Raw genomic sequence first — 12,118 nt, 5'->3', positions numbered from 1 at the left:
GTCTGAGTTAACAGACAGCTTTTATATTTTATCAAACCGCTTCGTCCTTTGTCAAGAACTTTTTTCGATTTGTTTTCTGCCGCTCAGTGACGCTTTAGCATCACCCGACGACAGTTAAGTATATTACATGTACTTTTCCTTTTCGTCAAATCTAACTGTTTATTCGGAAAATATAGAATAATAGCCACTATTTTCAGCTCAACTGTATTTTGAGTACCCAAAATACAGTTGGTAAGTTTTTACCTCTCGCTTTTTATTCGCAATAGTCGAACATTAAATTTGAAAACTTCAAAAAATTTTTTTATTTTTTCTTGAAAATAGAAAAATAGCCAACTTATAGGCTAACTAACACAAGTTTTTTCTATAAGTTGGCTATTAATTCTTAATATTTGAGCTTGCGCTCAAAACTACACCGGTGTCCTTCCATCGAAGGAACGATGATCAACAAGTTATGATACATATCTTCCACTGATTCCTGGCAATCAGTAACTAACCAGAAATAAACTTGGGAATAGATATTTAACATATTCCGGCGAAGATTACGATTAGAAATCCCATAGCGTTTTGCGGCGTACATTCTTAGAAAATCCATCAATAAATCCTGGAGTTTCCCTCGTAAGTACCTTTTTTCAGCTGCATCGGTCCAAGCAATGATGTTCAAATAAAGAAATTTATTTCGTTTTATTCGAACCAAAGACCGATAGATAATATGCTGCAAATCCTCTCCCTCATACTTGGGACGCAACATATCCTTTACTTCTTGTACAATCAAGTCCGCATATAATCCTTGCTTACCCGTAGGGTATAAAGAATAAAATTTCGCATAACTAATGTGCTCCTTTGCACAATAGTCCGAAATTGTAAACTTGGGGACTCTATTCTTAGTCAAACTCTGTTTGAGTGCTTTAAAGCGTCGACAGGGCATGGCCATAATCTTTTCCTCCCGTTTTCTATTATTATTACGGCATAAAATATATCAAAATTTTTACGTTTGGCAAGCAATATTTTAACAAAAAAAAGCAGTGAAGGAATGTATCTTCACTACTAACTTAAAACTTATACTTCCTACGTAATTCACGGTCTTGGTCACGCTTTTTAATAGTTTCTCGCTTATCGTATTCTTTTTTACCTTGGCCGACTCCAATTAAAATTTTGGCAAAACCATGTTTTAAATATACTTTAAGCGGGACAATTGTGACTCCTCTTTCTTCTTGCGCTTTGGCTAAACGGCGAATTTCTTTCTTGTGCAGCAATAAACGCCGACTCCTTAAAGGATCATGATTATAACGATTTCCCTGCTTATACTCGCTAATATGGACGTTCTCCAAGAAAGCAGAGCCATTAATGATCTGGACATAGCCATCCCGCAAAGAAATTCTACGCGCCCTAATTGACTTGATCTCAGTTCCAGTTAAAGCAATTCCAGCCTCAAAAGTGTCCTTAATGAAATAATCATGGCGCGCTTTTTTATTTTGCGCTATTAAGTTTTCATTTTTTTCTTTCATCGCAATCAGTCCTAACGTTTAAACCGTCGTCCATCACGCCGTTTATTAGCACCATTTTTACCACCACGATAACCATGATTATTACGGAAACCGCGATTACCGCGTCGCTTATTGTTCATCCCACGGTCATTATGTGGACGCTTAGGGGCATTAGGATCATAGATTTCAAAGTCGAGTTGATGCTGTTCAACATTAGCGTTAATCAAGGTAACCTTAATTGGCATCCCGATCTTAAATTGCTTGTGTGTCCCGCGTCCAGTAAGCGTAAGGGTCTTTTCATCAAAACTATAGAAATCATCAGTTAAATTCGAAATGTGAATTAAGCCTTCAACCGTGTTGGGCAACTGAATGAACATCCCAAAACTAGTCACTGATGAAACAACTGCATCGAAGTGTTCTCCAACTTGATCAGCCATGTATTCAGTCATCTTCAAGTCATTTACTTCACGCTCAGTATCGATTGAACATCTTTCTTGAGTAGAAGTTTGCTCAGCAACATCCGGTAAATAACTAGCAAAATGCTTTTGCGTCTCTTCACCCATTCCTTGGTCGGCATAGGCATGAATCATCCGGTGAACCATCAAGTCGGAATACCGTCTAATTGGGGAAGTAAAGTGAGTATAAAATTTAGCTGCTAAACCAAAATGACCCAGTGCTTCTTCAGAATAATGAGCTTGTTTCAAACTGCGCAACATCATCATTTGGACAACTGCTTCTTCTGGTGTTCCTTCAGTCTTAGTAACCACCTTTTGCAAATCTAATGGCTTCACATGGTTAGGATCTGCCTTTACGTTTAAGCCAAAAGCACTGCAAAATTCAAAGAAACTCTTGATTCTTTCAGCATCCGGCGTTTCGTGCACCCGGTATAAGAAAGGAACATGCTTTTTATAATAGTCTTCTGCTACGGTTTCATTAGCCATTAACATAAAGGACTCAATCATCTTTTCAGCAGTTCCACGTTCATGCAGCACAATATCAGTTGGCTTGCCTTGGTCGTCAACAATAATTTTTGCTTCCGGTTCTTCAAAATCAATTGCCCCGCGACGATGACGTTGCTTATACAAAATATTGTGTAAATCGGCCATTTCTTCAAGCATTGGCCGTAATATAACGTACTTTTCTTCTAGGCCATCCATCTTACCAGCAAGAGTTTGGTTGACCTTGTTATAAGTCATTCTTCCGTGTGAGCGCATAACCGAAGGATAGATCTTGTAATTTACTCGTTTACCTTCAGGAGTAATTTCCATATCACATGATAAAACTAAGCGATCAACCCCCTCGTTAAGGGAACAAATCCCGTTAGAAAGTCTAAACGGTAACATTGGAATAACTCGATCAACTAAATAAGTACTATTACCACGAGCGAAAGCTTCTTCATTCAAGGGGGTATTTTCAGTTACATAATGAGAAACATCAGCAATATGCACCCCTAAATGATAATTACCATTAGGTAATTTCCAAAGAACAACTGCATCATCAAAGTCCTTTGAATCATCCCCATCAATCGTTACTGCAGATTGATCCGTAATATCAATTCGTCCCTTGCGCTCTTCATCAGTTACATGATCAGGGATCGCATTAGCCTGCTTCATTGCTTCTTCTGGCCATTCCGTGCGGACATCATGAGCGGCCACAATTGACATAATATCAACGCCGGGATCATTTTTATTACCAATGATCTCAACGATAGCACCGGTCATTGATTCTGGATTTTCTTTATCGGGATAATCTTTAATTGAGACCTTGACCATATCACCCATTTGTGGAATTAAGCCATTCTCGCTCACATAAACCCGATAATTGTGCAACTTTTTGTTAGTGCTAAGGACATAGCCAATAAAGTGGCTCCGCTTTACTTGTTCATCAGTCATTGGGTGAAATTCCCCAACTAAACTTTCAGTTCCACGTTCAAGAATTTCAATAATTTGACCTTCAGGTCCCTTGCCATTCCAAGGATTACCACCAGCCGTAATTTTTACTTTTACTCGATCATCATTGACGGCATAATCGGTGTAATCTTTTTGAATAAAAATATCATCAGCTTCCTCGTCATCTAGACGTACAAAGCCAAACCCTTTGTCATTAGCCCGAAAACTTCCTTCAACGATTTCATTTTCTTGAGCTAACTGATAACGTCCTTTACCATCAGTAATAATCTTTTTTTCACGCTCTAAAAAAGATAAGGCCTTAATCAGCTCAGTAAAATTGCCCAAGCGATTACGTCTGACCATCTTTTCAATCTGATCGACACGAAATTGCTTTTGTGGTTCATGGCGAAAAAGTTCCAATACGCCAGCCAAAATTGTTTCGTTTTGTGCCATTTAATAAACTCCGATCTTTATATAAAAAAACCTCCCCATCAAAAACTTGATCGGGAGGCATAAACTTCTTTATTTTGAAGACATATAAGCCAAGATAAAAGCTAATACGAAAAAGATAACCAACAAAACTGCGGTGATTTTCTCCATAAATGCTTCAAAACCACGTTTTTTGGTTTGACCACTAAACACTGCTCCGCCTGATAAGGCGTTTAATGCATCTTGTTGTTTTTGTGGCTGCATCATTGTTGCGATAATAATTAAAATTGAAACAATGATAATTAGCGTCATAAAAAAGTTATACAATGCGCTGCCTCCAATACTAGGATACGATTACTGATTAATTCTATCATAAAAAGCCAATCTTTGCAGGCTATTTCTGCTTTTTTAATTCTGGAGCATCAGTTTTAAACTGCTTAGAAGTTGATTTCCGATGATTCTGATACCACAAAGAAGTCTTATTATCACTATCAAATAGCCGCTTTAAGCTAGTTTCTTTGTTATAATCGTAATCTTTAGGCTTCACCTTGGTAAACCACTTAGGTTTGTAAAAACGCAGTAAGTTACCATTCATTACCCGATCTGATAAGGATAATTGGGTTGTAACTTGGTTAGAGAGCGCCATCAACTTTTGCTTCACTTTCTTATCTGGATGCTTAATTTCTTCACCAGTCTTTGTATCATAATAATCGCTGCCTACTTTGGCGTACTCAGGAGTAATGAAATCTCCATTACGTTGAGCTACAACTTGTGGGGCGTTTTTACTTAGTAGATCATGACCAAACTGAATAGTATTTTTATCTTTAATGCCTAACAAATTAAGCAAAGTTGGCAAAACATCGATTTCACCACCATAAGTTGGCTCAATCTTTCCTTTCAGGCCCTTCATATGAAACATTAAAGGTACTCGCTGAAAGTTTAAATTATCAAAATCATTAAAACTATCTTGCTTCAACAATTCAGCACTAGCTTTATGGTGATTACCTGAAATACCATAGTGATCCCCATAGAACATCACTAAGGTGTTTTTATCCAAACCAGTCTTCTTCATCCAACTCATTAATTCACCAATTGCTTGATCAAGATAATGAGCTGTTTGCACATAACCGTCAACGGTCTCATCTTTAGTGTCAGTTTTATCAATCGACTGATTCTTTTTATCTAATTCGTAAGGATAGTGATTAGTAACCGTAATCATCTTTAAGTAAAAAGGTTGGGGCAAGCGTTTAATATACTTAATCGATTGCGCAAAGAAAATTTTATCTTTCAAACCGTACCCAATATAGTAGCCTGGTTTGTTTTCATAATATGATAATGGCATGAAATATTGGTAGCCAAAAGACTTATAGGCATTATTTCGATTCCAAAAAGAGCCCTCTCCACCATGCATAACTGCAGTAGTATAACCAGCTTGTTGGTGCAAAATTGCAGGGGCACTTTCAAAAGTATTCGAAGTACCATAAGTCGACATTGCCGACCCTGACTGTAAACCGTACAAAGAATTCTCTAACATCATTTCAGCATCAGAAGTTTTTCCTTGGCCAACTTGATTGAAGAAGTTCTTAAAACTGATGGTATCCTTAGCATGATAAATTTTATTCAGGTTCGGTGTAACTGCTTTGCCCTTCCATTTGTAATCAATTAAAAATTGTTGGAAACTCTCCAAATGAATTACTAAGACATTTTTACCTTTAGCTACACCAGTATAAGCTGGATTAGGCTTCACATAATTAAGTTTCAAGTACTTACGTACTGATTTCAAATCATCGACATTAGCTTTGGCCATTTGCGTACTGGTCTGAGCCGTCTTAAAACCATCGTACAAAGCATACTCATTAATTCCTAAATACTTAACAATGTAATTATTATCAAAGGTTCTGGTTAATAACCCTGACCGATCTGCTTGAGCCATGGTTAAGTTTAGCCCCATCAATGCTAAGGCCAAACTTTCAATTAACAAATTAACCCGTAGTTTTAACGGCCGGACATCAATTTTGATCACCTTAGTGATAAGTAAAATTAAAATAATCGCAAGATCGATAAAAGCTAAAAAGTCTGAGCCTAAGGTGATTCCTGCAATACTTTTACCCAAATTATCAGAAGTCGATCCTGAAGTTTTAATAATCGAAAACGAAAGGAAATTAGAAAATTCCCGATAATAAAGAATGTTTGCAAATAACCAAAGACTTAACAGAAAATCAATGATCAAAGTAATCCAATATGATTTACGCCCCTTAAAAAAGAGGCCAATGCCCAATAGGAGCATCCCTGAGGGGATAGGATTTAGCAAAAGCAAAAAGTGCTGCATGGACCCAACTGCTCCTAAATTGAATTTAGTCAGATAAATGAAATAGGTTTTTAGCCAGAAAAATACTAAAACAATGGTAAAAAAGCCTAACTTCGTGTGCGTCAGCCAATGCCAAAACGATTTAGTACGTGCCATACTTTACTCCTTTCATTTCGTTATCATACGCCATCAGAGCGACTCCACATAGCATATTTAGCAAAAATTAATTAATTTTCCGGTCCCTTAATCTTTTTAGGCTTAAAAATCCACCCAAAAATACCAAGAATCATTCCGAAAAAGTAAGTTGCAAATCGCCATAAAAACATTCCTAAAACTAAGGCACCATTGGAAGAAACAAAAGTTGCAAATAACGTTTGAAAACTATATTCTGCCCCACCAGAAGCTCCGGGAATCGGAATAATGGCCATAAACATAATGATCATAATGTTCATTTGGGTTACAGCAAACCACGAAGCATTGACGTTTAAGGCTAACAAGACCATATATGGAATTGAATAAAAGCAAAGCAGTTGCAAAATAGTTAAGCCTGTCGCAACCAGAAGTTTCTTTTTCTCCTTTTTTAACTTTTGACTTTCAGTATAAAAGGTTTCAATTTTTTCCATCGTAGCCTGACGCCACTTTTCCACCCGCTCTGGTTTGATAAATTTCGCTAATAAATTCATTAACCAGTCAGTGGCTTTTTTTGTCCAGTTATAAGCGAACATGATTGCCAGCAAAAACAAAGTAGAAAAGACATGAATTAACAGTCCAATGACAATAAAAATTGCTAAACCGGCAAACTTAGTCGCCACCATATGAAAACCAAAGATAATTGTTACGATATAGGCTAGAAAAACAACTACCTGATAAATAATAAATTTCATCAAAAGTAGCGAAGTCGCACGCCCACCTTCAATTCCCATTTGAATCATGGCTGCTAGTTGTGATGGCTGCCCTCCTGTCGACATTGGCGTAATCGCATTAAACAGAGCTTGAATGATTGGAATTCTAAAAAATGACCATTTTGATCGTTTAGGCTCATTTTTTCTTTTCGCTAAAGTGGCCAAAATACTGGCTTCAAACACATATGACAGTAACATCAACACAAAAATCGCTACAAAAAAGACCCAATTCATCTTAGCGGCAGCTTTAGCTAACTGATTAATTGGTGTTGTTTTTAAATCGGTATAAAGTACAAAGGCGCTGATTGCTAATACAATCAGTATGCCCCAGAGATGTTTTTTGTTCATTAATGAATTTGTCCTAATTTCTTACCTAACTCATATTGTTCATGGTAAAACTTATTCCAGATATCTGCTAAATGATCTTCTGAATAACGAGCACTTGCTTGATTGGAGAGTGTTTGATATTTACGTAAAAGATTAGGATCCTTTACTACGCGCCGTAATTGCGCATTCATCTCCTCAAAATCTTTCCCGCTCATATAGTAGCCATCTAAAATGACTTTATATAAATCCAGGTCTCGCAATAAGACAGGGGTCCCGCAACTAAAAGCTTCCAAAACTGACATTGGGAACAATTCATCAAACGACGGGAGTAAGAACAAATCAGCAATATTTAGATAATCTACTAATTTTTTCCGATCAACAATCCCGGTAAAAGTTAAATTCTTTGGTGGATTATCAACCAGTTGCTTGTAATGATCATAACCATCAGTGATCTTTCCAAAAGAAAAGCCTCCAGCCCAAATAAATTGCACGTCTGGATTAGCTTCGGCCATCTTCGCAAAATCATCAACGCCTTTTCTTTCTTGAACTTGCCCATCCCCAAAGACAACAAACTTATCTAACGGGATTCCCAATTCATTTCGAAAGGCATTTTTGCGTGCAAGCGATTCTGTATAAAATTCAGAACGGGAAACAAAGTTAGGAATGTACTTCACCTTATCACGGTCAATCCCATAATCGACCAACTTATCAATAAAAATTGGATTAACAACCACAATTTGGTCCATCCGTTTATAAAAATCAATGACATAGTTGTAAAAGACTTTTTTAGCAAATCCCGGCAATTTTATTGAGCCTTCCAAAGTATCAGGTAAAAAGTGCACATAACCAATTTTCCGTCCACGTGCAGGAGAAAAGCTATTGGCATAATAGGTTGGATTGATGGTATGATAGTGCGTCAAATCACTAGCACCATATTTATTAACTGTAACGTAAAAATCATCTACTAAATCTTTGCGCAACAAATTTATTAATTCATTATATGCAGATCCTACACCCTGACCTTTAACTGAATCAGCTTGTGAGAACATATTTATTCTAATCATTTAGTTCCTCTTCTTGCTTTTCTTGATAATTGTCAATCGCAGATTGGTAAAACTTGCAGACCTCACTGGCAAAATGGGCTGACGATAATTGCTCTAACTTTGCAGTCAATAAATCAGCTGGAATGTTTGTTTGCCCTTGCGCTAGACATTGCAAGATTTCAGCTACCATTTCTTTTTGGCTAGAAAATGTTTTACCTAAAATATCACTGTCAAAAACATGTCGCGTATAGTCCGTATCAAAGACCACACATCTCTTTCCTGCAGCAAGAGCTTCAATATAAGTTAACCCTTGGGTTTCCGTATCACTTGCCGAAACAAATAAGTCTGCCATGCGGTAATAGTTACCTACATCTTCATGAGGTACAGCCCCTGTGAAAACAACATAATCTTCAAGCGTCAATCTTTCAACTTGTTCTTTTAAAGGTTTGACATCAGGGCCATCCCCAGCAATAACTAATTTTACTTTTGGAAAACGATCAATAATTTCTGGCATTGCGTCTAAAATGCGATCAATTTTCTTTTCTGCCGCTATTCGACTTAAAGTTAAGATGACAGGTGTATCTGCACTAATTCCTAATTCTTGACGAACATCGCGCTCCCCATCACCATTCATTGCGGCAATATCTACCCCAGTTGGAATGACCCGGATTGGGATTTTAACACCATATCTTTTTAGGAGTTCTTCAACACGTTCACTAGGTGCGATTACGCCATCCATATTTTTCAAATAAGTTTTTACAAATTGCTTAACATGATATGGACGAAGTAAGTGTCCATTCAATACGTAATGCAAATAATCTTCATACATTGTGTGATAAGTATGAATAGCCGGAATTTTTAATTGGTGGGCAACATACTTACCAATCATTCCTAATGCAAATTCAGTCTGAGTATGAACTACATCCAATTTTACTTCCTTAGCAACTTTAGTAGCCTCAAAAAAGCCACGAAAGGCGATTCTCCGATCAGTAAAAGAAATAAATGGCACACTACTAAAGCGAAACACATTAGGTTCTACTGTGCTTTTCTTAATATGCGGGTCTGTTGTAGTAAAAATAAATACATTGTGCCCCTGCTTCTCAAGTGCGTCTTTTAAAGTTTGAATCGACGTTGCCACTCCACTAAGTTGAGGGAAATATGTATCGGTGAAAAAACCAATATTCATCTAAAAACCTCCATATAATGGTATTATAGAGAACACTGCTAAACTTGGCAATTTATATCAAAATAATTAGAGTACAAAAAAGATCTAGTCAACAACTAGATCTTTAACAATAGCGGTGATCGGGGTCGAACCGATACGTCCGTAATGGACACCAGATTTTGAGTCTGACGCGTCTGCCAATTCCGCCACACCGCCATAATATAAATATTTAGCTAAATGAGGTTAGCCATAAGGCGGAGATCGGATTTGAACCGACGATAAAGGTTTTGCAGACCTCTGCCTTACCACTTGGCTACCCCGCCATGAGTTTTATTTTGTTAACAGATTGGGATAACTGGATTCGAACCAGTGCATGTTAGAGTCAAAGTCTAATGCCTTACCGCTTGGCTATATCCCAATGTTAGGGCGGAATATGGGATTCGAACCCATGTATGCCGGATCCACAAACCGGTGTGTTAACCCCTTCACCAATTCCGCCATGAAGGTATAAACAGGGATAGTAGGAATTGAACCCACATCAGCGGTTTTGGAGACCGATGTACTACCATTATACGATATCCCTATTAATGGAGGAGGGTGGATTCGAACCGCCGAACTCAGAGAGAGCGGTTTTACAGACCGCCGCGTTTAGCCACTTCGCTACTCCTCCAGGCTGATGGCGCGGGACGGAATCGAACCGCCGACACAAGGAGCTTCAATCCTTTGCTCTACCAACTGAGCTACCGAGCCATCTTACGGTCCATGTGGGATTTGAACCCACGATCTCCTCCGTGACAGGGAGGCGAGATAAACCACTGCTCCAATGGACCAAATTGCGGGAGCTGGATTTGAACCAACGACCTTCGGGTTATGAGCCCGACGAGCTACCAGACTGCTCCATCCCGCGATATTAAGGAGGATGTGGGATTTGAACCCACGCACGACAAAGCCGCCTAACGGTTTTCAAAACCGTCCCCTTAAGCCACTTGGGTAATCCTCCAATGTTTATAAGTCAATATATTAAATTGACGATGACCCGTACGGGATTTGAACCCATGTTACGGCCGTGAAAGGGCCGTGTCTTAACCACTTGACCAACGGGTCATTCTTTGCTTGACACAAAGCACTTTATTATAATAACTAATCTGAGAAGCTTTGTCAACAACTTTTTTATTTAATTTTAAAAGCTATTAACGATGTGCGTCATCACAAGTGCGTATTTAATACTACAGGAAATCCGCCTTATTTGCAAGGGATTTTTTTATTTTTTTGTCTTTTAGCACTTTATAGCCTTATTCTTGCCCATTTTACCCTGTTATAGTCGATTTTTATCTTTATAGCGTAAGTATATTAATGTGCCATAAAAGACGTTGATAACCAAAATTAGCGCGCTTGCTAGCCAAATAGTTGTTAACCCTCAGTATCTCTGTAAAAAGGCAGAAATAATTGCGCCGACTGTAAAGGCACACACTAATAGTCCATAGTTTTCCGCCGCATGCTTTTCATCTTCATCACCTGCAATGTAAAAATGGCTTCAAGACAAAGCCGTTTTTCGTAAATTACCTGAAGTAAAGACATTACTATATCCCTGCCCTTCAATTTTTCTAAAAGCACCACTCTGCATTGATAAACCAAATGCCAAGGCAGGTACAATTATATAATTCGGAAAGCTGGTTGGTAAAAAGCCAACTAAAAAGGTGATTAAAAAGATTGGGGTCATTTCAATAATGCGCCAATATTTACTTTTAGAAGATAATTGAATTAGTGTCACAACAATTAACCCCAAAATAAAAGCTAAAATAGTTGCACCTCGATTTATCACCCCAATCCAATTACCCTTAGCCAAAGCTGAACTTAAGAAAATAATATTCCCTGTTTGCCCTGATGAAAGGGTTTGTCCCCTTTGGATATAAGTATAGGCATCAATAAAACCTCCAGTAAAGGTTAAAGCAGCTGCCATTGTCCTGGTTTGCGCCAGCACATTTTCATGTTTAATTATTTCAGTCATCTATAAAACCTTCTTAACAGCATTAAAAAAAGGTTACTCATAAGAGTAACCTTAAAATCTATATTACGGAGTAGGAGAGATTCGAACCCTCGCGCCGGAAACCCGACCTACACCCTTAGCAGGGGCGCCTCTTCAGCCACTTGAGTACTACTCCAATGGGCCTAAATGGACTTGAACCATCGACCTCACGCTTATCAGGCGTGCGCTCTAAACCAGCTGAGCTATAGGCCCATAAAGCGGGTAACGAGAATCGGACTCGCGACTAAAGCTTGGAAGGCTTTCGTTTTACCACTAAACTATACCCGCAACTTATTTGAATATAAAAACTAATGGCGCGGGACGGAATCGAACCGCCGACACAAGGAGCTTCAATCCTTTGCTCTACCAACTGAGCTACCGAGCCATCTTACGGTCCATGTGGGATTTGAACCCACGATCTCCTCCGTGACAGGGAGGCGAGATAAACCACTGCTCCAATGGACCAAATTGCGGGAGCTGGATTTGAACCAACGACCTTCGGGTTATGAGCCCGACGAGCTACCAGACTGCTCCATCCCGCGATA

The 12,118-nt window shown here is 38.4% G+C and carries 9 protein-coding genes and 17 tRNA genes; all 26 read right to left on the bottom strand.

The annotated features are described in order from the left end of the window. Positions 1 to 382: 382 nt before the first annotated feature. Complete coding sequence (locus EJK17_RS10345) at positions 383 to 772, bottom strand: hypothetical protein (protein WP_127796407.1); 390 nt, start codon at positions 770 to 772, stop codon at positions 383 to 385. A 277-nt stretch (positions 773 to 1,049) separates the two neighbouring features. Further along, the gene (gene smpB / locus EJK17_RS10340) at positions 1,050 to 1,505 is read right to left on the bottom strand and encodes an SsrA-binding protein SmpB (RefSeq protein WP_103662567.1); all 456 of its coding nucleotides are present in this window, start codon (positions 1,503 to 1,505) and stop codon (positions 1,050 to 1,052) included. Between the two features lie 11 nt (positions 1,506 to 1,516). Next, positions 1,517 to 3,826: a ribonuclease R gene (gene rnr / locus EJK17_RS10335; RefSeq protein WP_103662566.1), complete on the bottom strand. Its 2,310-nt coding sequence runs from the start codon at positions 3,824 to 3,826 to the stop codon at positions 1,517 to 1,519. A 69-nt stretch (positions 3,827 to 3,895) separates the two neighbouring features. Beyond that, positions 3,896 to 4,129 (bottom strand): preprotein translocase subunit SecG, encoded by a 234-nt coding sequence (secG, locus tag EJK17_RS10330; protein WP_103662565.1) that lies wholly within the window; start codon positions 4,127 to 4,129, stop codon positions 3,896 to 3,898. A 67-nt stretch (positions 4,130 to 4,196) separates the two neighbouring features. Further along, a complete protein-coding gene (locus EJK17_RS10325; RefSeq protein ID WP_103662564.1) occupies positions 4,197 to 6,266 on the bottom strand; it encodes an LTA synthase family protein in 2,070 nt (689 codons plus the stop codon). 71 nt (positions 6,267 to 6,337) lie between these two features. Continuing rightward, positions 6,338 to 7,360 (bottom strand): lysylphosphatidylglycerol synthase transmembrane domain-containing protein, encoded by a 1,023-nt coding sequence (locus EJK17_RS10320; RefSeq protein WP_103662563.1) that lies wholly within the window; start codon positions 7,358 to 7,360, stop codon positions 6,338 to 6,340. Then, positions 7,360 to 8,403: a glycosyltransferase family 4 protein gene (locus tag EJK17_RS10315; RefSeq protein WP_127796406.1), complete on the bottom strand. Its 1,044-nt coding sequence runs from the start codon at positions 8,401 to 8,403 to the stop codon at positions 7,360 to 7,362. Before EJK17_RS10315 ends, EJK17_RS10320 begins: the two co-directional genes overlap by 1 nt. Continuing rightward, positions 8,396 to 9,568, bottom strand: a complete 1,173-nt coding sequence (locus tag EJK17_RS10310; protein WP_103662561.1) for a glycosyltransferase family 4 protein — start codon at positions 9,566 to 9,568, stop codon at positions 8,396 to 8,398. Before EJK17_RS10310 ends, EJK17_RS10315 begins: the two co-directional genes overlap by 8 nt. A gap of 110 nt (positions 9,569 to 9,678) precedes the next feature. Beyond that, positions 9,679 to 9,763, bottom strand: a tRNA-Leu gene (locus EJK17_RS10305). Positions 9,764 to 9,799: 36 nt separating this feature from the next. Next, positions 9,800 to 9,870: transfer RNA gene (locus EJK17_RS10300), tRNA-Cys, on the bottom strand. Positions 9,871 to 9,893: 23 nt separating this feature from the next. Next, positions 9,894 to 9,965 (bottom strand) — tRNA-Gln (locus tag EJK17_RS10295). Positions 9,966 to 9,972: 7 nt separating this feature from the next. Next, positions 9,973 to 10,045: transfer RNA gene (locus EJK17_RS10290), tRNA-His, on the bottom strand. Positions 10,046 to 10,059: 14 nt separating this feature from the next. Continuing rightward, positions 10,060 to 10,130 (bottom strand) — tRNA-Trp (locus tag EJK17_RS10285). 5 nt (positions 10,131 to 10,135) lie between these two features. Further along, a tRNA-Tyr gene (locus tag EJK17_RS10280) sits at positions 10,136 to 10,217 on the bottom strand. Positions 10,218 to 10,224: 7 nt separating this feature from the next. Continuing rightward, positions 10,225 to 10,297 (bottom strand) — tRNA-Phe (locus EJK17_RS10275). A 6-nt stretch (positions 10,298 to 10,303) separates the two neighbouring features. After that, positions 10,304 to 10,377, bottom strand: a tRNA-Asp gene (locus EJK17_RS10270). Between the two features lie 3 nt (positions 10,378 to 10,380). Next, positions 10,381 to 10,454, bottom strand: a tRNA-Met gene (locus EJK17_RS10265). Between the two features lie 6 nt (positions 10,455 to 10,460). Next, positions 10,461 to 10,547: transfer RNA gene (locus EJK17_RS10260), tRNA-Ser, on the bottom strand. Positions 10,548 to 10,579: 32 nt separating this feature from the next. Next, positions 10,580 to 10,651 (bottom strand) — tRNA-Glu (locus tag EJK17_RS10255). A gap of 430 nt (positions 10,652 to 11,081) precedes the next feature. Next, positions 11,082 to 11,555, bottom strand: coding sequence for a YoaK family protein (locus EJK17_RS10250; RefSeq protein ID WP_342769189.1), 474 nt, complete (start codon positions 11,553 to 11,555; stop codon positions 11,082 to 11,084). Positions 11,556 to 11,621: 66 nt separating this feature from the next. Continuing rightward, positions 11,622 to 11,709 (bottom strand) — tRNA-Ser (locus tag EJK17_RS10245). Between the two features lie 2 nt (positions 11,710 to 11,711). After that, positions 11,712 to 11,786 (bottom strand) — tRNA-Ile (locus tag EJK17_RS10240). Between the two features lie 4 nt (positions 11,787 to 11,790). After that, positions 11,791 to 11,861 (bottom strand) — tRNA-Gly (locus tag EJK17_RS10235). 24 nt (positions 11,862 to 11,885) lie between these two features. Beyond that, positions 11,886 to 11,958: transfer RNA gene (locus EJK17_RS10230), tRNA-Phe, on the bottom strand. Between the two features lie 6 nt (positions 11,959 to 11,964). Next, positions 11,965 to 12,038, bottom strand: a tRNA-Asp gene (locus EJK17_RS10225). Positions 12,039 to 12,041: 3 nt separating this feature from the next. Beyond that, a tRNA-Met gene (locus tag EJK17_RS10220) sits at positions 12,042 to 12,115 on the bottom strand. Positions 12,116 to 12,118: the final 3 nt, after the last annotated feature.

Source organism: Lactobacillus xujianguonis, from assembly GCF_004009905.1.
In the GTDB taxonomy this organism is placed as follows: Bacteria; Bacillota; Bacilli; order Lactobacillales; family Lactobacillaceae; genus Lactobacillus; species Lactobacillus xujianguonis.
Note: the sequence above shows the minus strand (reverse complement) of the source record. Positions and strands in the feature narration are given on the sequence as shown.